The organism is Gordonia sp. G4, from assembly GCF_057770005.1.
In genome coordinates this window covers 3,766,044-3,786,976 of sequence record NZ_CM173442.1, presented here as the reverse complement: position 1 = coordinate 3,786,976, position 20,933 = coordinate 3,766,044, and the positions used below count along the sequence as shown (strand labels likewise).

Sequence of the window (20,933 nt, the reverse complement as noted above, 5' to 3'; positions counted from 1 at the left end):
CGAACGCAGATCGGCGCCTGACGACCGGGTGCACCAGTGCAGATCGAACCGTCTGCCGACTCCGTGATCGATTGTCCCGCTGGACTTCTCGAACACAAGCCGACCCCGCCCGTGGGACATATTCCACCTCGGCCATCGCAACGAAGCGCCTCCGAGCCGAGCACATCTGAGAACCCCACGCTGTCACACCAGAAGGAAGCAAAGAAATGCAACTTCTCGACACCCACATGGACGATTCCGTCTTCACCACCCACGAGTCGGAGGTGCGCAGCTACTGCCGTAACTGGCCTGCTGTGTTCACCACCGCGAAGGGTTCCTACATCACCGACCAGGACGGTCGTGAATACCTCGACTTCTTCGCCGGCGCCGGTTCGCTGAACTACGGCCACAACAACCCGATCCTCAAGAAGGCCCTCCTCGAGTACATCGAGGCCGACGGGATCACCCACGGTCTCGACATGGCAACCGTCGCCAAGGGCAACTTCATCCAGAAGTTCACCGATCACATCCTCGAGCCGCGTGGACTGGACTACAAGATCCAGTTCCCCGGACCGACGGGTACCAATGCGGTCGAATCGGCCCTGAAGCTCGCCCGCAAGGTGACCGGACGCGAGTCGATCATCAGCTTCACCAACGCTTTTCACGGCATGACCCTCGGATCGCTGTCGGTGACCGGCAACTCGATGAAGCGCGCCGGCGCGGGCATCCCGCTCGTCCACGCGACCCCGATGCCGTTCGACAACTACTTCGGCGGGGTCATGGAGGACTTCCACTGGTTCGAGCGAGTGCTCGACGACTCCGGCAGCGGCCTGAACCGGCCGGCCGCGGTCATCGTGGAGACGGTCCAGGGCGAGGGTGGCGTGAACGTCGCCCGCGCCGAGTGGCTGCGTGCGCTGTCGGACCTCTGCGAACGGCGCGACATCCTGCTGATCGTCGACGACGTCCAGATGGGCTGCGGACGCACCGGTGAGTTCTTCTCCTTCGAGGAAGCCGGCATCAAGCCCGACATCGTCACCCTGTCGAAGTCGATCAGCGGTTACGGACTGCCGTTCGCGCTGACCCTGTTCAAGCCGGAGCTCGACGTGTGGACCCCCGGCGAGCACAACGGCACCTTCCGCGGCAACAACCCGGCCTTCGTCACCGCTGCCAAGACCATCGAGACCTACTGGACCGACGACGCGCTGACGCGTGACGTCCACGCCAAGGGTGAGCGAATCCACGAGGTCTTCACCGACCTGTGCAGCCGCTACGACGGCATCTCCACCCGCGGACGCGGCATGGTCCGCGGACTCGCCTTCGACGACCACACCGCCGCGGGCAAGGTCTGCACCCAGGCCTTCGGCGCGGGACTCCTGGCCGAGACGTCGGGTCCGTCCGACGAGGTCGTGAAGCTGCTTCCGCCGCTGACCATTTCGCGCGAGGACCTCGACCGCGGCCTGTCCATCCTGTCCGATGCAGTCAAGGAGGTGATCGGATGATCGTCCGAACCACAGCCGAGATCACCGGTACCGACCGTGATGTCGCCGACCCCAAGGGCAATTGGGTCTCCAAGCGCATCGTCCTGGGCGGCGATCGGGTGGGCTTCTCGTTCCACGAGACCACCATCAAGGCCGGCTCGGTCAACGAGTTCCACTACGCCAACCATGTCGAGGCCGTCTGGCTCGTCGAGGGGACGGGAACGCTGCTCGACCGTGAGACCGGCGAGTCCTATCCCCTCGCGCCGGGCACCATGTATCTGCTGAACGGACATGAGCGCCACACCGTGACCGCCGACACGCAGATGCGCATGCTGTGCGTGTTCAATCCCCCGGTCGTCGGCACCGAGGTGCACGACGAGAACGGCGTCTATCCGCTGGTGACGGTGCCCGCACCAACCGGCAAGCACGCCGAGGAAGCCGTTTCCTGACGGTCTGACCCTTCCGAACGATCGCCACTTCCGGTGTGGATCACCTCTCGCCCCAGGCGGGTTAGGTGATCGGCACCGGAAGTGGCGTTTGTCGTGCGTTCGACTCCCACAAGGCCAGAACCGCACCCGCGGTCTGAGCGGGTTGCTCGAGCGCCGGGATCACCCGGGCCTCGTGGACGGTGACCTCACGCGCATCGTGCATGGTGCGCGCCACCTCCCGCGCCTCCTCGGGCGTCCATTCGCCACGGTCATCGGTCGTCACGAACAGCACCGGACAGGAGATCTTCTCGGCCGCCCACGCCAGATCCGTGCGGTGGAGAATCGCGGTCTCGATGGCCGGGATCATGGACCTGCCCGAGACGCGGACCGCCTCTCGCACGAGATCGACCGCCTGGGGATCCTCGCGGCGGGTGCGCTCGGTGAACAGCGTGGACACGATGGTCGACCAGACCGGGCCGCGGGCTCCGATCATCCGGTACAGCGGCAGCAACAGCCTGACCCGGCGCCGCAGAGCGGGCTCGATCGCACCGGTCGGTGCGCTCACCGCGACCAGGGTGTTCACCAGCGCCGGTTCGACGGCGGCCACATGCATACCCACGTGACCTCCCCACGCGTTCCCGACCCAGTCCACCGCAGCGGCACCCGTCAGTTCGCGAACTCTTGCGATCACGTCGAGTGCGGCATCGGCGCACGCCGCGATGTCGGCGGGCCGGGCGGTCTTCTCGCTCTGCCCGCACCACGGGGCGTCGACCAGGAACAGACGCCGCCTCTCCGCCAGTGCGGGTACCACCCGGTCCCAGCTCCGCGAATCGACGAACATGCTGTGCCACAACACAGCCGGCGGGCCGTTGCCCACATCGCGAACACGGAGTCGCCCCAGTCGCGTCGGGACATCGAATTCTTCCATCACTGCTCCCACCGGTGATTGGTGACGCCCGAGCGGCTCACCGAATATTGACATTACACTGTGTATTTTCAATTCTGTCTAGACTCATCGTCGTGGTCAGGCCCTATTCATCCGAACTGCGGACAGAGCGAGCCCGCGAGAACCGTGCCCTGGTCCTCGCCACCGCCACCGCGATGTTCTGCGAAGACGGGTGGGTGGCGACGACGATGTCCGGGGTGGCGACCCGTGCGGGACTCACCCGTCCCACGGTCTACCGGCAGTTCGACAACAAACTCGACCTGCTCGACGCCTGCATCGTCGCCGCCCTGCGGCATGACGAGGGCGTCCCGGTCCGCGACGGTGCCGACTACCAGGCGATGGGTGAGGGCAACAGACCTCGACGCATCCGCGCCGCGGCATCGTGGTTGCGCGATGCGCACCTTCGCTCGGCGGCCATCCAGCACGTACTCGACGAGGCCGCCGTCACCGACGACGACGCGGCGACGCTCCGGGATGAACGGGAGCAGACCCGCTGGAACGAGGTCCGGTTCGCGCTCTCGCTGATCCTCGGCCGGCCGGCCGACGACGAGACCGTGGACTCGATGTGGATGCTCTCGTCGCGAACACTCTGGCTTCGTCTCGTCCGCGAACGCGGGTGGAGTCCGGACCGGTGGGAGGAGTGGTTCGTCGTACACACCACCGCCACTCTGGACCGGCTCGACGGAGCCTGAGTCGCGCTTATCCTGGGCAGGGTGCGTACTCGTCTCCAGCTCGGCACCACCCCCGCCGAACACACACCGCTCGACGACGACGTCGAGGACCGGATCGCGCTGGCCGCCGACATCCTCGCCGGTCGCCGTGTCGCGGTTCTGACCGGGGCCGGCATCTCCACCGACTCCGGCATCCCCGACTACCGCAGCCCCGGTTCGCCGCCGCGGACACCGATGACCCTCGAGATGTTCCTGTCGTCCGCCGACTTCCGCCGCCACTACTGGGCCCGCAACCACCTCGGCTGGCGGCACATGGACGCCGCGGTCCCCAACCGCGCGCACCTCGCCCTGACCGAGCTGCAGCAGCGCGGGTGGATCTCGCGGGTCCTCACGCAGAACGTCGACATGTTGCACACCAAGGCAGGGACGCGCGGAGTCATCGAGCTCCACGGGTGTTACGGCCGGGTCCGTTGCCTGAACTGCGACTGGCGGATCTCGCGGCATCGGCTCGCCGAGCTTCTCGAAGGTCTCAACACCGAGTTCGCGCGCCGCGTCCGCGGGCACGGCGCCATCGAAGTCGCCCCCGACGCCGACGCCACCCTGTCCGACACCTCCGACTTCGTGATGATCGACTGTCCGAACTGCGGCGGGATCCTGAAGCCCGACATCGTCTACTTCGGCGAGACAGTGGCCAGAGACGTTGTGGACGAGGCATTTTCGGCGGTCGACGCCGCCGACGCGCTGGTGGTCGTCGGATCATCGCTCACCGTCATGTCCGGTCTGCGATTCGCCCGGCGCGCACACCGGACGGGCAAGCCGCTGATCATCGTCAACCGCGGAGTCACGCGTGCCGACGACATCGCCACACTGAAGATCGACCATGAGGCCGGGTTCGTGCTCCCGGCGCTGGCAACCTTCTGATCACACGGTCCGCGCCTCAGCGCGAGACGACCACCAGATCGTCGGCGTGGACCACCGGGCGCTGCAGCTCAGGGGGAAGGTCGACGGTGGAGCGGCCGACCATCGAGGTCACGTCGTCGATCCCGTAGGCCGCGACTCCCCGGGCCCGCACCGTGTCGTACTGGTCGACGAGTTCGACGACGTCCCCTTCGAAGAACCTGCCGGTCGCCCCGACGATCCCCGCGGCGAGAAGCGAACGCCGCCTGCGCGACACCGCGTCGACCGCTCCGTCGTCGAGCACGATCCGACCGCGTGCGTCGGCGGCATGACGCACCCAGAAGCGTCGGGCGGACAGCCGCTCGGGCCGGGCGGCGAACACCGTCCCCACCGAGGCGTCGGCCAAGGCCTGCGCCGCCGACGAGGCAGCCGCCAGCAGCACGGGCACGCCGGCGTCGGCCGACAACCGGGCGGCGGCCAGCTTGGACGCCATGCCGCCCGTACCCAACGCGCCGCCGGATCCGGCGATCACCCCGTCGAGGTCCTCGGGTCCATGGACCTCCGGGATCAGCCGGGCACGACGACCGTCGATCCCGACCTTGCGCGGATCACCGTCGTAGAGGCCGTCGACATCGGAGAGCAGGATGAGCGCGTCGGCTCCCGACAGGTGCGCGACGAGCGCGGCGAGCCGGTCGTTGTCGCCGAAGCGGATCTCGTTGGTGGCCACGGTGTCGTTCTCGTTCACCACCGCGACGGCACCCAGTGAACGCAGACGGTCAAGTGTCCGTTGGGCGTTCGCGTGATGACTGCGATTGGAGATGTCGTCGGCGGTGAGCAGGACCTGACCCACCGTGCGGCCGTACCGCGCGAAGGACGTACCCCACGCGTGCGCGAGAGCCAACTGCCCGACGCTGGCCGCCGCCTGCTTGGTGGCCAGATCGGTGGGGCGTCGTTTGAGCCCGAGCGGCGCGATACCGGCGCCGATGGCACCGGAGGACACGACGATCACATCCGACCCGGCCCTCATCCGTGCTTCGAGGGCGTCGGCCAGGCCGTCGAGCCGGTCGCGGTCGAGCCCCTCGGTGAGGTCGGTCAGCGCCGACGAGCCGATCTTCACGACCACGCTGCGTGCGTGCGCGATCCGGTCGCGCACCGACCCGTCGCGGACGCGATCGACGGACCCCGCGGTCACGGGAGGTCCCGCTCCCCGCCGTCCTCGTCCGGGAGACCGCGACGCAGGCGTCGTGCCTGCTTGCGTTCGGCGGCGCCCACGCGATCGGAGCGGTCGAGTCGGATGTCGGTGCCGCGACCGGTGACCGGGACGTCGTCGCCCATCGGCGTCGACGGTTCCCAGTCGAAGGTGACGGGCCCGATCGTGACGGGTGCACCCGGCTCGGCACCGCGACGCACCAGTTCGTCCTCGACGCCGAGACGGTTGAGCCGGTCGGCCAGGTAGCCCACGGCCTCGTCGTTGTCGAACTGGGTCTGCGCGATCCAGCGCTCGGGGCGGGTACCGCGGACGATGAAGCCGCCCTCGTTGTCCGGATCGGTCTCGATCGTGAAGCCCGTGTCGTCGACGGCCTTGGGCCGGATGATCGCGCGCCGGGCGACCTTGGGGGGCTGGGCCTCCCGGTACTCCCGCACCATCCGCGCCAGCGCGAAGGTGAGCTCACGCAGACCTTCGTGGGCGACCGCCGAGATCCGGAACACCGGCCAACCGCGTTCGGCGAGTTCGGGTTCGATGAGATCGGCGAGCTCGGCGGCATCGGGAACGTCCAGCTTGTTGAGGATCACCACGCGGGGACGGGACGCGAGGTCGCCGAGTCCGTGGTCGTCGTCGAGTGCCGGGACGTAGGCGGCCAGCTCGGCTTCGAGCGCGTCGATGTCGGAGATCGGGTCGCGGCCGGGTTCCAGTGTGGCGCAGTCGACGACGTGTGCGAGCACCGCGCAGCGCTCGAGGTGACGGAGGAACTCGAGGCCGAGACCGCGGCCGGTCGAGGCGCCCGGGATCAGACCGGGGACGTCGGCGATGGTGAACACGTCGCCCGCGGTCTGCACGACTCCGAGGTTCGGGACGAGCGTCGTGAAGGGGTAGTCCGCGATCTTCGGCTTGGCGGCCGAGAGCACCGACACCAGCGAGGACTTGCCGGCCGACGGGAATCCGACGAGGCCGACGTCGGCGACGGACTTGAGTTCGAGGACGAGCGAACGCTGTTGCCCCTCCTCCCCCAGCAGCGCGAAGCCGGGGGCCTTGCGAGCCTTCGACGCGAGGGCCGCGTTCCCCAGACCGCCACGACCACCCTGCGCGGCTTCGAAGACCGTGCCCTCGCCCACCAGGTCGGCGAGGATGGTCCCGCGATCGTCCAGGACGACCGTGCCGTCGGGCACCTTGAGGACGAGATCCTCACCGTTCGCGCCGTCGCGGTTGTCGCCCCCTCCGGGCCTGCCGTTGGAGGCCTTGGCATGCGGATGGAAATGGAAGTCGAGGAGGGTGTGCACCTGGGGGTCGACGACGAGTCGCACCGACCCGCCGTTGCCGCCGTTGCCGCCGTCCGGCCCGCCGAGAGGTTTGAACTTCTCCCGATGGACCGACGCGACGCCGTGGCCGCCGTTCCCCGCGGCGACATGGATGGTCACGCGGTCGACGAACCGAGACATCGAGATTCCTTACTTCAGTCAAAAAAGAACAGGGCGGGCGGGGTACGCGATGACCCTGCCCGCCCTGTGTAAAGGCTGTGTCGTGCCGGTTGCTCGGGTCAGACCGAAGCGGTTTCCGGGACGATGTTGACCGTCTTGCGGCCACGCTTGGAGCCGAACTCCACCGCGCCCGCGGCCAGCGCGAACAGGGTGTCGTCGCCACCGCGACCGACGTTGACGCCGGGGTGGAACTTGGTGCCGCGCTGGCGGACCAGGATCTCGCCTGCGCTCACCTGCTGGCCGCCGAAGCGCTTCACACCGAGTCGCTGGGCGTTGGAATCGCGACCGTTGCGCGAGCTGGACGCGCCCTTCTTGTGTGCCATGTGTCAGTCCTCCTGAGGTCTTCTCGAACTGGTCGAACTACTTGATGCCGGTGACCTTGAGGACCGTCAGCTTCTGACGGTGACCCTGGCGCTTGTGGTAGCCGGTCTTGTTCTTGAACTTGTGGATGCGGATCTTGGGACCCTTGACGTGGTCGACGACCTCGCCGGTGACCGAGATCTTGGCCAGCTTGTCGGCATCGGTGGTCAGGTTCGACCCGTCGACGACCAACGCGACCGGCAGGCTCACCGTGCTGCCGATCTCTCCGTCGATCTTCTCGACCTTCACAGTGTCGCCCTCAGCGACCTTGTACTGCTTTCCGCCGGTCTTGACGATCGCGTACGTTGCCATCGAAGTTTTCCTCTTACTCGTCTACTCGGACCCTCGGGGCGCTGACGCTCCTGGGGCGTTTGTGTTGTGCGTGCCGGGGCGGGCCGCAGGGTAGCCCGTCACGTGGCGGGGAAGCTGCGGTTCGCACCAGAGGGCCTCCGACGGGATTCGCACCGTTGCTGTGCCGAAGCGGGCAGAACAGCGCAGACCCTCCGCAGGAGGCGACTTTCCAAGATTACGGGAACGTCGGTGGTCGGGTCAAACTCGCCCACCGCCGGCCCGTGACCAGTTGCCCCACTCCGGTCAGTCCTCGGCCGGCGGCGGTCCCGCCGGACGGCCGGCGCTGCGTTTGCGCGGCCGGCGCCGGACCGCGACGGCCGCCTCACCGGTTCCGGACGACACCGGACCGAAGGTCGTGGTCGGGGTGTCCGGAACCACGTCGACCGCGGTCATCACCACGTTCTCGGGTGCCGTGGTCGTCTGCGCGGGACGCCGGACGACCCGGCGCCGACGCCGTGCGGCCGCCGGAGCCTGACCGTCGGACGACGTACCGGCGGACTCGGCGTCCGCCGATTCCGTCGCCGCCGGCTCCGTGACGGCAGCCTCTGTCGCGACGGGCTCCGAAGCGACGGGCGCTGAGACGACGGGCTCTGGGACGTCCGGCGCGGCGGCCGTGCGGTCCCCGGAAGTGTCTGTCCCGGCCCCCGCGGCCGATTGCTCGGACGCCTCGACCGTCGGTGCCGTGTCACCGTCGGAACGACGCGCAGCGTCGCCGTCGGGGTGTGGTCCGCCGTGTTCATCGTGGTCGTCGTCGTGGGAGTGCGCTGCCATCGCCCGGAACATCGGATGTTCGGCGGGCTTGTGGGCGGGCGCGACGGCCGGTGCGGCCTCGGGCTGTGCGTCGGCCTTCTTCTTGCCCCGGCGCGACCGCTTCGAGCCCGAACCCTCCGCGCGTGCGGAGTCGTCGGACTTCACCTCGACGGGATTCGAGTGCACGATGATGCCCCGGCCGCTGCACGCGGTGCAGGTGGTCGAGAACGCTTCGAGCAGACCGGTTCCCAGACGCTTCCGGGTCATCTGGACGAGGCCGAGCGAGGTCACCTCGGACACCTGATGGCGCGTGCGGTCACGGGCGAGGGCCTCGGTCAGCCTGCGCAGCACCAGGTCCCGGTTGGACTCGAGGACCATGTCGATGAAGTCGACGATGATCATGCCGCCGATGTCGCGCAACCGCATCTGCCGCACGATCTCCTCGGCGGCCTCGAGGTTGTTGCGCGTCACGGTCTCCTCGAGGTTGCCGCCCGAGCCGGTGAACTTGCCGGTGTTGACGTCGACGACGGTCATCGCCTCGGTGTGCTCGATGATCAGCGTGCCGCCGGAGGGCAGCCACACCTTCCGGTCGAGGGCCTTCGCGAGTTGCTCATCGATGCGGTGCACCACGAACGAATCCGGCGCGTCGGCATGAGGCTTCTCGAACTTCTCGACGCGCTCCATCAGATCCGAGGCCACCGAGCCGACGTAACCCTCGACCAGGTTCCAGGCCTTGTCGCCCTCGACGACGAGCTTCTTGAAGTCCTCGTTGAACAGGTCTCGGACCACACGCACCAGGAGGTCGGGCTCCTCGTACAGCGGCTTCGGGTTCGACGACCCGCCCTTCTTGGCCTGTGTGACCGCCTCGTCGATGGTCTTCCACTGCGACTCGAGACGAGCGATGTCGGCACCGAGTTCCTCGGCGCTGACTCCCTCCGAGGCGGTGCGGATGATGACCCCGGCCTCGTCGGGGACGAGCTTCGCCAGGATCTGCTTGAGACGTTTGCGCTCGACGTCGGGCAGCTTGCGGCTGATCCCCGTCGACGAACCACCCGGCACGTACACCAGGTAGCGGCCGGCCAGCGAGATCTGCGTGGTCAGTCGGGCGCCCTTGTGCCCCACCGGGTCCTTGCTGACCTGCACGAGAACGTTGTCGCCCGGCTTGAGCGCCTGCTCGATCTTGCGCGAACCACCGTCGAGTCCGGCGGCGTCCCAGTTGACCTCACCCGCGTACAGGACACCGTTGCGTCCCCGGCCGATGTCGACGAATGCGGCCTCCATGCCCGGCAGGACGTTCTGGACCCGACCGAGATAGATGTTGCCGACCATCGACGACGATGTCGCGGTGGTCACGAAGTGTTCGACGAGGACGCCGTCTTCGAGGACCGCGACCTGGGTGTAGTCCTCGACCGCGGCGTGTTCGTGCCCGTCGTTTCCGGAGATGCGGCTGTTGGCGCTGCGTTCGCGGACGACCATGACCCGGTCGACCGCCTCGCGCCGCGCCAGGAACTCCGACTCGGTCAGGATCGGTGGCCGACGCCGGCCGGCATCGCGCCCGTCGCGGCGACGCTGGCGCTTGGCCTCCAGCCGCGTCGATCCCGAGATCCCCTGGACCTCGTCACGGGCGCGCTTGCTGCGCGGTTCGCGTTCGTGGACGACGGTGTTCGGCGGATCGTCGGGAGACACCTCTTCCGATTCGCCGCCACCTTTGCGACGGCGACGGCGACGACGGCGACGAGTCGACGACGAATCGCCGGAGTCATCGTCACCGGAGGCGTCGTCGTCCGACTCGTCAGTGGTGTCGGAGTCGTCGGTGGCCTCGTCGGCACGGTCGCCCGACGAGCTCGAGGACTCGGCGTCACCCGACTTGTCCGAACCCGACCGGCGGCTGCGGCGCCGTGTGCGCTTGCCCGACGGGCGGCCTTCCTCCGAGCGCGACTCGTCGGACGACTCGTCGTCGGCGGAGGTGTCGTCGGAATCGGTCTCGCCGGCGGTGCTGTCGGACTCGCGGGTCGCCTCGGCGCCCCGCCCGTCGGTGACGGCGGAGTCGTCTGCGTCGTCCGTGTCCGACTCGTCGGCGTCCGAGTCGTCCGTGTCGGACTCGCCGTCCGCGCCCTGGTCTCCCCGACCTCGCCCGCGCCCTCGCCGACCGCGCCGGCGCCGGCGACTCCGACCCGAACCCGAGTCGTCGCCGTTCGAATCGTCGGTGTTCGAATCGTCGGCAGAGTCGTCGCCGTTCGAATCGTCGGTGTCATCGGGGGTCGAGCTGCCGGCGTTCGAATCGTCGGTCGTCGCCTCGTCCGCTGTCGCCACGTCGGACGCCGACGCCTCGCGACCCCGCGCGCCGGCGGGTTCATCCCCGGATTCCGGGGTCGCGGCGGCCTCAGGGGCGGCAGTGCCGGCCGATTCGTCCTCGGCGTTCGCGTCGCCGCTGGCGCTCGTTTCGACCTTGGGCTTGGCGCGCCCCGAGCGGGCGGAGCGGGGCTTCTCGGCCGGTGCCTGCGGCTGCAGGAACAGCGGCTGCACGCCGGCAGACGTGTCGGCCTCGCCGGCAGACGATGCCACGGGCGCGTCGTACTGCGCCGACGCCGCCGAGAACAGAGTCGGGGCCTCGGCCGCCGGCGGTGTCGATGAGGCGTCGTCCGCGGAGGTCTGTGTCGGCTCGTCCGCGGGGGTCGGTGTCGGCTCGTCCGCGGGGGTCGGTGTCGGCTCGACCGCGGTCGGCTCCGGATCGGCCGACGTGATCTCGGCTGATCCGGTCTCGGCCGGTGCGGGCTCGGCCGACGGCGCCTCGGTCGGGGTGTCGGCCGGCACTGTCTGCGCAGGCGTCTCGGCGTTCTCGTCGACGCCGGCCCGAACTCGTTCCGCCACGGCTTTCGCCAGGTCGCGGTCGACGCTGGATTGTGGGCTGCGGGTCTGCACGCCGAGATTCGCCAGGTGAGCCAGTACCTGTCGACTCGTCAGGCCCAAGAAACGCGCCAGGGCGTGCACACGAAGTTTGCTGGGAAATTCCTCCGCCGATTCCGACGCTGCGTTCGCGTCAGCCGGCGACCCGTTGTCGGTCACTCAGTCTCCTCGAACCCCCGGGCGCGTCGGGCTGACGCGGCCACGCGAGGGTCTGCTCTGTGTCCCGGTCCGTGTCGGACCGGTGTTGTGTGGTCTGCGCGTCGTCACGACGACCCGACCTGCGGATCACCCGACGACGCTCTTGCTGTGTCGATGACCGCGTCCCCGGACGCCTTCCACGCCACCGGGCACAGGCAGAACCTGACTGTTCGGCTGCTGGCAGCAGTGCGAACTCGGTGGGGTCAGCTGCGGTTCCGTGGCGTCGCGGTGCGTCAGTGCCGCACCGCGACGCGCCGGAACCAGGGCGCGTCATCCGGTTGTCGTCGACAAAGTGTGTCGGCGATAACTGCACAAGTATCCCACACCGCGGTCGGATGACCGCAAAGGATGAGCGTTTGACCGCGCGCGTCGAGCTGGAGACCCCGTTTCAGCCCTCGAGTCCGGGAAACCAGAGGGCGATTTCACGCTGCGCCGATTCGGGCGAATCAGACCCGTGGACCAGGTTGTATTGCGTGTCGAGCGCGAAGTCGGCGCGGATGGTTCCGGGCACGGCCTTCTCCACCGGATCGGTGCCGCCGGCGATCTGCCGGAACGCGGCCACCGCGCGGGGTCCTTCGAGGACTGCCGCAACCAGCGGGCCCGAGGTGATGAACTCGAGCAGCGAGGGATGGAACGGCTTGCCCTCGTGCTCGGCATAGTGTCCGCGGGCGACCTCGTCGCCGGCGGTCTTGAGCTCGAGAGCCACCAGGGTCAAGCCCTTGCGCTCGATGCGGCTGATGATGTCGCCGACGAGGCCGCGTTCGACGCCGTCCGGCTTGATGAGTACGAGAGTGCGTTCAGTCACGCTGACACCCTATCGACCGGCTGTGATTCCGCACCGGTCAGGAGCAGTACTCACCCGCAACCGGGAAGAAACCGTAATTGAAGAGACTCCCGGTGCGGGAGCGCGGATCGACGATCACCTGAACGCATCCGCCCGGTGAGGCGAGTGCGCCGGCCAGCGCGAGGTCGAACTGTTGCGCCAGACCGAGATTCGCGGGCCGGTATTGAGCCGGCACAGGAAGACTGGCGATCGCCTCGGGCGCCTTCATCGAGGCGGCGCGCTCGGTGATCGCGTGTGTGGCGACATAGCTGTACTCCCCCGGCCCGACGGGAACCGGCGCATCGGCGACGGGCGCTCCCGTGAAGTTCGCGATCGCGACCGGGGGCTGCTCGTCCTCCGGAGCCGCGGCGGCCGATGCCGGGACGGCCAGCGCGAGTGCCGCGCCGGCCAGGACAGCCGCGGGGAGCACAGTGCGGCGGGTGCGGTCGAAGATGGCGGTCCGGGAGAGCTGCAACTGCACGTATGTCCTCACATCGGGTGTATCGGAATGGGGTTCGACAAGCTGCGAGGAACGACCTGTCGCCCCCGCGGCTTGGGCCATTGTTGCAGCAAGCACCCCACACCGGCCCGCTTCGGCGATAACGGTCCGGCCACAGGTCTTGCGGCCACCAAACCCCGGCCTGATCAACGCGAACACGGCTGGTCACATGTCCGGGGCCGGCGGCACCGCCCGAGTTCCCGGTTACTCGATCGGCTCCTGGCCGGGCAGCATCCCGCGCTCGACACGCTTCTCGACGTCGGCCTTGATGTAGCGGATGTAGAGCCAGACCGACCCGAAGATGATCCCCACCACGGCGATCGACCAGTGGAAGATCCCGCCGACGATCAGGACCACCTGCAGGATGAGATCGAGGGTGATCGCGTACGGCCGTCCCTGGACCCCGGCGGCGAGGATCATCGCGATGACGACCAGCGTGAGGTACCCGCCCGACAACCAAGTCAGACCGTCGCCGAGGCGCCACACGATCGGGAAGGCCAGGATCACGACGATGACCTCGAGGATCATCGTGCCGGCCATCACGCCGCGCAACCCCTTCCACGGATCGTTCGTGGGTGGGGTGTACCGGGTCATGAGGGTTCCTTACCGAAAAGAGTTCGCGCGGCACCGGCGGTCACGACAGACCCGGTGATGACCACGCCGGCTCCCGACACGCGCTCCCCGTCGGCCTCCTCGGCCAAGGCGATGGCCTCTTCGACCGCATCGGGCAGGAAGGGTTTGACGACCACGCGGTCCTCGCCGAACACCTCGCGCGCGTATTCCGCGAGCGATTCGGGATCGAGGGCACGGGGAGATCCGTTGTCGGTGACGACGACGGCGTCGAGCACCGGTTCCAGAGCCTCGAGGACCCCACGGGCGTCCTTGTCGCCGAGCACGCCGACCACGCCGACGAGACGACGGAAGTCGAATTCCTCGGCCAGGGCCTGCGCGAGCGCGGCCGCGCCGTGCGGATTGTGCGCCGCGTCGGCGAACACCGTCGGCGCGCTGCGCAGCCGTTCGAGCCGCCCCGGGTTCTCGACTGTCGCGAAACCCGCACGGACGGCATCGATGTCGAGTTGCCGGTCGGCACCCGCACCGAAGAACGCCTCCACCGCAGCGAGGGCCAGCGCGGCATTCGCCGCCTGATGCGCGCCGTGCAACGGCACGAATATCTCGTCGTAGACACCGCCGAGACCCTGGATGGTGAGCATCTGCCCGCCGACGGCGATGACCGAATCGAGGACCGCGAACTCCGAACCCTGGCGGGCGACGATGGTGCCCGCGTCCACGGCCGCGCGCAGCAGGACGTCCATGACCTCGGGGCTCTGCTCGGCGATGACCGTGACGGGGTCGACGGTCCCGGCGGCATCGGGTTCGACGGCCTTGATGATTCCGGCCTTCTCCCCCGCGATCGCGGTCAACGTGTCGCCGAGATAGTCCGCGTGGTCCATCGCGATCGGCGTGATGACCGAGACCGTGCCGTCGATGACGTTGGTCGCGTCCCAGCGCCCACCCATGCCGGTCTCCACGACCGCCACGTCGACGGGCGCCTCGGCGAACACCGCGTACGCCATCGCGGTCAACACCTCGAACTTGCTCATCCGCGGTCCACCCGCCGTCGTCGACGAATCGTCGACCATGGTGATGTACGGCTCGAGTTCCCGGTAGGTGTCGATGTAGGTGCGGGCGGGGATCGGCCTGCCGTCCACCGAGATCCGCTCGGTGACCCGCTGCAGGTGCGGACTCGTGATCCGGCCGGTGCGCCGGTGCAGCGCGGACAGCAGGGCATCGACCATCCGGGTGACCGACGTCTTGCCGTTGGTTCCGGCGATGTGGATGGCCGGGTAACCGTGCTGCGGAGACCCGAGCAGGTCCATGAGCGTCGCGATCCGGGTCAGCGACGGCTCGATCTTCGTCTCGGGCCACCGGGTGTCGAGCTCTGCCTCGACGTCGGCGAGTTCGGCGAGCTCGTCGGCGCTGTCGGTGACGCGCAACGGCGCCGGCGCGGCATCGGGATCGGGTTCGTCCTCGTCCATGATCGCCGAGAGACCCAGGGGGTCACCCGCCGCATCCATTCCCAGGACGGCGGGGTCCTCTTCGGGGAAACCGTTGTCGTCACTCACGCGCCGGCCAGACTCGCCAGCTTTGCGTTCAGCCGCTCGACCTCTTCGGTCGCGATCCGCTGTCGGTCCCGGATCTTGGCGACCACGTGGTCCGGCGCCTTGGAGAGGAACTGCTCGTTGCCCAGTTTCGCCGACGTCGTCGACAGTTCCTTCTCGGCGACCGCCAGGTCCTTCGTGAGTCGCTTGCGCTCGGCCTCGACGTCGACGGTGCCCGAGGTGTCGATCGCGACGACCACCGTGGCCACACTCAGTCGGACCTCGATGGTCGCGGTCGCACCGAAGTCCGGTCCGGCCGGATCGAGGCGCGCCAGGGAGGTCACGTACGGCAGCAGCGGTTCGAGCCCGGCTTCGCCGAGTCCGTCGAACTGGACGGAGACGCGCTGACCCGGACGCAGACCCTGATCGCTGCGGAAACGGCGGACCTCGGTGATCAGTCGTTGCAGATCGTCCACGCGGGCCGCCGAATCCGACGACCATTCGCGTCCCGACGTGGTCGGCCACGGTGCGACCACGAGAGATTCGCCCCCGGTGAGGGTCTTCCAGAGCACCTCGGTGACGAACGGCATCACCGGCGACAGCGCCCTCAGCAACGGTTCCAGGACCGCGCCGAGCACGAGCGCGGTTGATTCCGAACGGTTCTCGTCGTTCTGGGCGATCTGCACCTTCGCCAGCTCGAGGTACCAGTCGCACACCTCGTCCCAGGCGAAGTGGTAGAGCGCCTCGCAGGCCTTGGAGAACTCGTAGGACTCGAATCCGGCGTCGACCTCGGCGAGCACCTCATCGAGGCGGCCGAGGATCCACCGGTCGGCGTCGGTCAGCGTCTCCGCGTCGGGCAGCTCACCGACCTTCGCACCGTTCATCAGTGCGAACTTGGTGGCGTTGTAAAGCTTGGTCGCGAAGTTGCGCGACGACTGGGCGTGGTCCTCACCGACCGAGATGTCCGAACCGGGATTCGCGCCGCGGGCAAGCGTGAAACGCAGGGCGTCGGCGCCGAAGCGCTCCACCCAGTCCAGCGGGTCGATGCCGTTGCCCTTCGACTTCGACATCTTGCGACCGTGCTCGTCGCGCACCAGCCCGTGCAGGAACAGGTTGTGGAACGGGATCTCGTTGCCCGGCCCCAGATCCTTGCCGACGTAGGTGCCGAACATCATCATCCGGGCCACCCAGAAGAACAAGATGTCGTATCCGGTGACCAGAACCGAAGTGGGATAGAACTTCTCGAGATCCGCGGTCTGGTCGGGCCAGCCCATCGTGGAGAACGGCCACAGCCCGGAGGAGAACCAGGTGTCGAGGACGTCGGTCTCCTGGACGTAACCCTCGGGGGCCTGCTCGTCGGGTCCGACGCACACCACGTCACCATCGGGTCCGTACCAGATCGGGATGCGGTGACCCCACCACAGCTGACGCGAGATACACCAGTCGTGCATGTCGTCGACCCAGGCGAACCAGCGCGGTTCCATCGACTTCGGATGGATCACCGTCGACCCGTCGCGCACCGCGTCGCCGGCCGCCGCGGCCAGCCTGTCGACCGCCACCCACCACTGCATCGACAGTCGCGGTTCGATCGGCTCGCCGGTCCGCTCCGAGTGACCGACACTGTGCAGGTACGGACGCACTTCTTTGACGATCCGACCCTGTTCGGCCAGCGCCTCGCGCACCTTGACGCGCGCCTCGAACCGATCCATGCCGTCGAATTCGGTTCCGGTGTCGGCGATCCGGGCCGAGGAGTCCATGATCGTCGGCATCGGCAGATCGTGTCGCTGCCCGAGCGCGAAGTCGTTGGGATCGTGCGCCGGGGTGATCTTCACTGCGCCACTGCCGAATTCCGGGTCGACATAGTCGTCGGCGACGACCGGGATCATCCGGTCGACGAACGGGTGCGGCAGTTCGGTGCCGACCAGGTGCGCATAACGGTCATCGTCGGGATGCACCGCGATCGCGGTGTCGCCGAGCATCGTCTCCAGCCGGGTCGTCGCGACGACGATGTGGGGTTCGGCGTCGTCGAGCGATCCGTAGCGGAAGCTGACGAGCTCGCCCTCCACGTCGGCGTAGCTCACCTCGATGTCGCTGACGGCCGTCTTGAGGACCGGCGACCAGTTGACCAGTCGCTCCGCCTGGTAGATCAACCCGTCGTCGAACATCTTCTTGAACACCGTGTGCACCGCGCGCGACAGACCCTCGTCCATCGTGAATCGCTCGCGTGACCAGTCGACGCTGTCGCCGAGGCGACGCATCTGCTCACCGATGTTGCCGCCGATCTCGGCCTTCTCGGCCCACACGCGGTCGATGAACGCCTCCCGGCCGAGGTCGTCGCGCGTCTTGCCCTCGGCGGCGAGCTTGCGCTCGACCATCGTCTGCATCGCGATCGCCGCGTGGTCCATGCCGGGCAGCCACAGCACCTCGTAGCCCTGCATGCGGCGACGACGCGAGAGCGCGTCCATCAGGACGTGCTCATAGGCATGGCCCATGTGCAGGGAGCCGTTGACATTCGGCGGCGGGATCACGATGGAGAACGGCGGTTTGTCGCTCGCCGCGTCCGCGGTGAAGTACCCGGCGTCCACCCAGCCCTGGTAGAGCGACGCCTCGTGCTCAGCGGGGTCCCAGGACTTGGGCAACCCGGTCTCGGGTACGGCAGTCCGGGACGACGCTGTGTCGGGCAACGCGGATGTCTGGTCGGGTGATGTCACGGGCGCTATTCTATGTTTCCGCCGGGCCGGACCTCGCCCGGGACCCGTCGGTGCACCCGCGCTCCCGCTAACCCGGCGACACGCGCAACCGGTGCAGGTCCTCGGGGGCGTTGACGTTGACGAGCCAGTCCGGTTCGGACACTCCGACGCGATGGGTGTTGAGCGCCTCGATCGCGCCGAGCATGCGTCGTTCGCCGCTCGCGACGAGATCGGCGATCTGTGCGGCCGCGTCCGTGCGGTAGATCCCCGCCATCGGATGATCCCGCTGTGCGTCGCGCGCGATGACCGCCTGGGTGGAGCCCGTCATCCCCAGCCGCAGCTCGTCGATCAGCTCCGGGGCGATGAGCGGCATGTCCGTGGCACAGACGAACGCGTACTCGGCGCCCGCCGCGGCAGCCGCGGACAGACCCGCGACGAGACCGCCCAGCGGACCCGTCCCCTCCTGCTCGTCGGTCACCCAGTGCACCTTCGACGAATCGATACCCGGCGCCGCACGGTCGCGGATGTCGTCGACACCGCGGAACGCGGCGGACGTCTCGCCCGCCACGACCAGCACCGGATCGCATCGCTGCGACACCACGCGCACCACCCGGGCGAGCATGGGTTCGCCCTCCCAGTCCAGCGCGGCCTTGTCGCTGCCCATCCGCCGCGAGCGTCCGCCTGCCAGTACCAGAGCGGCGATCACCGATGTGTCCGATCCCGTGTGTTGAGTCACAGTGACCAGTGTGCGCGATGCGTCACACGATGGGGGCAAGATGGACATCATGAGCAACACGCACGACCGGAACTCCTCGACCCACGACGTCGATGACCCGCGCGAGGTCCGGCGCAAGCATCGGAAGTCCTACGCCGCCGGGGTCCCGGCCGTCGCGGTCGCCCTCAAGCGCGGGGTCGAGCAGATGGGCGCGCTCCGGACGGCGCAGACCCTGATCAAGCTCAATCAGCGCGACGGATTCGACTGCCCGGGTTGCGCCTGGCCGGAGACCCCGGGACACCGCAAGCACGCCGAGTTCTGCGAGAACGGCGCCAAGGCGGTCGCCGAGGAGGCCACGCGTCGCGCGGTCACCCCCGACTTCTTCGCCGCCCACAGCCTCGACGACCTGCGCACGCGCAGCGGCTACTGGCTCTCGCAGCAGGGCCGTCTGGCCCACCCGATGTACCTCGGTCCGGGTGACACCCACTACCGCCCGATCAGCTGGGACGAGGCCAACGCGGTCATCGCCGACGAACTCGCCGCGATGGACTCGCCCCACGAGGCGGTCTTCTACACCTCGGGGCGCACCAGCAACGAGGCCGCCTTCCTGTATCAGCTCTTCGCCCGGAGCCTGGGTACCAACAACCTGCCCGACTGTTCGAACATGTGCCACGAGTCGTCCGGCGCCGCGCTCGGCGCGTCGATCGGCATCGGCAAGGGTTCGGTGACCGTCCCCGATCTCGAGGCCGCCGACCTGATCCTCATCGCCGGCCAGAATCCCGGCACCAACCACCCGAGAATGCTCGCGACGCTGGAGAAGGCGAAGCACAACGGCGCCCGGATCGTCGCGATCAACCCGCTCCCCGAGGCCGGCCTGATGCGCTTCAAGGACCCGCAGAAGGTCGGTGGACTCGTCGGCGCGGGTACCAAACTCGCCGACGACTTCCTGCAGGTCCGGCTCGGCTCCGACATGGCACTGTTCCGCGGCGTCGCACGTCTGCTCCGCGATGCCGAACGAGCCGCGCCCGGAACGGTTTTCGACCACGAATTCCTCGACGAGTCGTGTGCCGGGGTCGAGGAGTACCTCGCCCTGCTCGACGACGTCGACCTCGACGAGATCGCCGACGTCACCGGCGTGACTCGCGCGCAGATCGAGGAGCTCGCGCGAACGGTCGCCACCTCGCGCCGCATCGTCCTGTGCTGGGCGATGGGCCTCACCCAGCATCGGCACGGCGTGGCGACGATCGCCGAGGGCACCAACGTGTTGCTCCTGCGCGGCATGATCGGCCGTGTCGGCGCCGGACTGTGCCCGGTTCGCGGGCATTCCAACGTCCAGGGCGACCGCACGATGGGCATCTTCGAGAAGATGCCAGAGTCCTTCCTCGCCGCCCAGGACGCCGAGTTCGGCATCACTTCCCCACGCGAGCACGGGTACGACACCGTCGCCGCCATCACCGCGATGGCCGCCGGGAAGGTCCGCGTCTTCGTCGGGATGGGCGGCAACTTCGTGTCGGCCTCACCCGACACCGAGGCGACCGCCGAGGCTCTCCGGCGCTGCTCACTCACCGTGCACGTGTCCACCAAACTCAACGAGTCCCATCTGGTCACCGGTCGCAGCGCACTCATCCTGCCGACGCTCGGCCGCACCGACCGGGACGTCATAGACGGTGTGGCGCAACGTGTCTCGGTGGAGGACTCGATGTCGGCGGTGCACCTCTCACGCGGGTCGCTGCCGCCGGTGTCGGAGCATCTGCGCAGCGAGGTCGCCATCATCTGCGATCTGGCAACCCGAGTCTTCGGCACCGGCCATCCGGTTCCGTGGCAGGAACTCAAGCGCGACTACGATCGCATCCGCGACCGCATCGAGCGGGTCGTCCCCGGCTTCGACGACTTCAACATCCGCGTCCGACGCAGTGACGGCTTCGTACTGCCGCACCCGCCCCGCGACACCCGGTCGTTCGACACCCCCAACGGCAAGGCCAACTTCGCGCTTCATCCCCTCGAATGGGTGGACATCCCCGCCGACCGCCTGATCCTGCAGACGCTCCGCAGCCACGACCAGTACAACACCACCGTCTACGGCCACGACGACCGTTACCGCGGCATCTCCGGCAACCGCCACATCGTGATGGTCAACCCCGACGACGTCACGACCCTCGGTCTGCGCGCCGGACAGCTCGTCGACATCGTCTCCGAGTTCGACGGCGAGGGCGGGGTCGAGGAGCGCCGGGTCCGCGGCTTCGAGGTCGTCCCCTACGACACGCCGCGCGGGAACGCCGCCGCATACTATCCGGAGACCAATCCGCTGGTTCCGCTCGGATCGGTGGCCAAGGAGTCGAACACGCCGGTGTCCAAGGCCGTGGTCATCCGCTTGGAACCGGCCGAACCCGCCTAGCCGTCGAGGACGAACAAGAGAGCCCCGCCCGGATTCGGGCGGGGCTCTCT

Annotated in this window: 17 protein-coding genes; 5 read left to right on the top strand and 12 right to left on the bottom strand. The window is 68.4% G+C overall.

The window, feature by feature from the left end; translation table 11 throughout:
• Nucleotides 1-206 precede the first annotated feature (206 nt).
• Both ectB and AC3B5T_RS16950 read left to right on the top strand, forming a co-directional pair.
• Nucleotides 207-1,478, top strand: a complete 1,272-nt coding sequence (gene ectB / locus AC3B5T_RS16955; RefSeq protein WP_055474775.1) for a diaminobutyrate--2-oxoglutarate transaminase — start codon at nucleotides 207-209, stop codon at nucleotides 1,476-1,478.
• A complete protein-coding gene (locus AC3B5T_RS16950; RefSeq protein ID WP_010841610.1) occupies nucleotides 1,475-1,906 on the top strand; it encodes an ectoine synthase in 432 nt (143 codons plus the stop codon). The genes ectB and AC3B5T_RS16950 overlap by 4 nt, the downstream gene beginning before the upstream one ends.
• A gap of 61 nt (nucleotides 1,907-1,967) precedes the next feature.
• On the opposite strand, the gene AC3B5T_RS16945 is transcribed toward AC3B5T_RS16950, so the two are convergent.
• Complete coding sequence (locus AC3B5T_RS16945; protein WP_055474774.1) at nucleotides 1,968-2,813, bottom strand: alpha/beta fold hydrolase; 846 nt, start codon at nucleotides 2,811-2,813, stop codon at nucleotides 1,968-1,970.
• A 92-nt stretch (nucleotides 2,814-2,905) separates the two neighbouring features.
• Between AC3B5T_RS16945 and AC3B5T_RS16940 the strand changes: the two genes are divergently transcribed.
• Both AC3B5T_RS16940 and AC3B5T_RS16935 read left to right on the top strand, forming a co-directional pair.
• Nucleotides 2,906-3,523, top strand: coding sequence for a TetR/AcrR family transcriptional regulator (locus AC3B5T_RS16940; RefSeq protein ID WP_055474773.1), 618 nt, complete (start codon nucleotides 2,906-2,908; stop codon nucleotides 3,521-3,523).
• A 21-nt stretch (nucleotides 3,524-3,544) separates the two neighbouring features.
• Nucleotides 3,545-4,423, top strand: coding sequence for a Sir2 family NAD-dependent protein deacetylase (locus AC3B5T_RS16935; RefSeq protein ID WP_055474772.1), 879 nt, complete (start codon nucleotides 3,545-3,547; stop codon nucleotides 4,421-4,423).
• A gap of 16 nt (nucleotides 4,424-4,439) precedes the next feature.
• Here the strand turns inward: AC3B5T_RS16935 and proB are convergent, their stop codons facing one another.
• From proB to mobA, 11 genes are all read right to left on the bottom strand, one after another.
• A complete protein-coding gene (proB, locus tag AC3B5T_RS16930; RefSeq protein WP_010841614.1) occupies nucleotides 4,440-5,591 on the bottom strand; it encodes a glutamate 5-kinase in 1,152 nt (383 codons plus the stop codon).
• A complete protein-coding gene (gene obgE, locus AC3B5T_RS16925) occupies nucleotides 5,588-7,057 on the bottom strand; it encodes a GTPase ObgE (RefSeq protein WP_010841615.1) in 1,470 nt (489 codons plus the stop codon). Before obgE ends, proB begins: the two co-directional genes overlap by 4 nt.
• A 98-nt stretch (nucleotides 7,058-7,155) precedes the next feature.
• Nucleotides 7,156-7,419, bottom strand: coding sequence for a 50S ribosomal protein L27 (gene rpmA / locus AC3B5T_RS16920; RefSeq protein WP_004019626.1), 264 nt, complete (start codon nucleotides 7,417-7,419; stop codon nucleotides 7,156-7,158).
• A gap of 37 nt (nucleotides 7,420-7,456) precedes the next feature.
• Nucleotides 7,457-7,768 carry a 50S ribosomal protein L21 gene (gene rplU / locus AC3B5T_RS16915; RefSeq protein WP_004019625.1) on the bottom strand — a complete coding sequence of 104 codons (312 nt, stop codon included), beginning with the start codon at nucleotides 7,766-7,768 and terminating at the stop codon, nucleotides 7,457-7,459.
• Between the two features lie 282 nt (nucleotides 7,769-8,050).
• A complete protein-coding gene (locus tag AC3B5T_RS16910) occupies nucleotides 8,051-11,623 on the bottom strand; it encodes a translation initiation factor IF-2 N-terminal domain-containing protein (RefSeq protein ID WP_488357755.1) in 3,573 nt (1,190 codons plus the stop codon).
• Nucleotides 11,624-12,050: 427 nt separating this feature from the next.
• On the bottom strand, nucleotides 12,051-12,467 hold the full coding sequence (ndk, locus tag AC3B5T_RS16905; protein ID WP_010841617.1) for a nucleoside-diphosphate kinase: 417 nt from the start codon (nucleotides 12,465-12,467) through the stop codon (nucleotides 12,051-12,053).
• A gap of 37 nt (nucleotides 12,468-12,504) precedes the next feature.
• A complete protein-coding gene (locus AC3B5T_RS16900) occupies nucleotides 12,505-12,966 on the bottom strand; it encodes a hypothetical protein (protein WP_083888955.1) in 462 nt (153 codons plus the stop codon).
• 222 nt (nucleotides 12,967-13,188) lie between these two features.
• Nucleotides 13,189-13,578: a DUF4233 domain-containing protein gene (locus AC3B5T_RS16895; RefSeq protein ID WP_010841619.1), complete on the bottom strand. Its 390-nt coding sequence runs from the start codon at nucleotides 13,576-13,578 to the stop codon at nucleotides 13,189-13,191.
• Nucleotides 13,575-15,107 (bottom strand): bifunctional tetrahydrofolate synthase/dihydrofolate synthase, encoded by a 1,533-nt coding sequence (folC, locus tag AC3B5T_RS16890; protein ID WP_055474770.1) that lies wholly within the window; start codon nucleotides 15,105-15,107, stop codon nucleotides 13,575-13,577. The genes AC3B5T_RS16895 and folC overlap by 4 nt, the downstream gene beginning before the upstream one ends.
• Nucleotides 15,104-17,794 (bottom strand): valine--tRNA ligase, encoded by a 2,691-nt coding sequence (locus tag AC3B5T_RS16885; RefSeq protein WP_055474769.1) that lies wholly within the window; start codon nucleotides 17,792-17,794, stop codon nucleotides 15,104-15,106. Before AC3B5T_RS16885 ends, folC begins: the two co-directional genes overlap by 4 nt.
• A 67-nt stretch (nucleotides 17,795-17,861) precedes the next feature.
• On the bottom strand, nucleotides 17,862-18,479 hold the full coding sequence (gene mobA, locus AC3B5T_RS16880) for a molybdenum cofactor guanylyltransferase (RefSeq protein WP_014926435.1): 618 nt from the start codon (nucleotides 18,477-18,479) through the stop codon (nucleotides 17,862-17,864).
• A gap of 70 nt (nucleotides 18,480-18,549) precedes the next feature.
• On the opposite strand from mobA, the gene AC3B5T_RS16875 reads away from it, so the two are divergent.
• Nucleotides 18,550-20,883 carry an FdhF/YdeP family oxidoreductase gene (locus AC3B5T_RS16875; protein ID WP_156354139.1) on the top strand — a complete coding sequence of 778 codons (2,334 nt, stop codon included), beginning with the start codon at nucleotides 18,550-18,552 and terminating at the stop codon, nucleotides 20,881-20,883.
• Nucleotides 20,884-20,933: the final 50 nt, after the last annotated feature.

Coding starts and splice junctions, on each gene's coding strand:
- AC3B5T_RS16950 (WP_010841610.1), top strand. CDS start 1,475: ATGATCGTCCGAACCACAGCCGAGATCACCGGTACCGACCGTGATGTC.
- rplU (WP_004019625.1), bottom strand. CDS start 7,768: ATGGCAACGTACGCGATCGTCAAGACCGGCGGAAAGCAGTACAAGGTC.
- AC3B5T_RS16875 (WP_156354139.1), top strand. CDS start 18,550: ATGGACATCATGAGCAACACGCACGACCGGAACTCCTCGACCCACGAC.
- AC3B5T_RS16895 (WP_010841619.1), bottom strand. CDS start 13,578: ATGACCCGGTACACCCCACCCACGAACGATCCGTGGAAGGGGTTGCGC.
- AC3B5T_RS16945 (WP_055474774.1), bottom strand. CDS start 2,813: ATGGAAGAATTCGATGTCCCGACGCGACTGGGGCGACTCCGTGTTCGC.
- ectB (WP_055474775.1), top strand. CDS start 207: ATGCAACTTCTCGACACCCACATGGACGATTCCGTCTTCACCACCCAC.
- obgE (WP_010841615.1), bottom strand. CDS start 7,057: ATGTCTCGGTTCGTCGACCGCGTGACCATCCATGTCGCCGCGGGGAAC.
- rpmA (WP_004019626.1), bottom strand. CDS start 7,419: ATGGCACACAAGAAGGGCGCGTCCAGCTCGCGCAACGGTCGCGATTCC.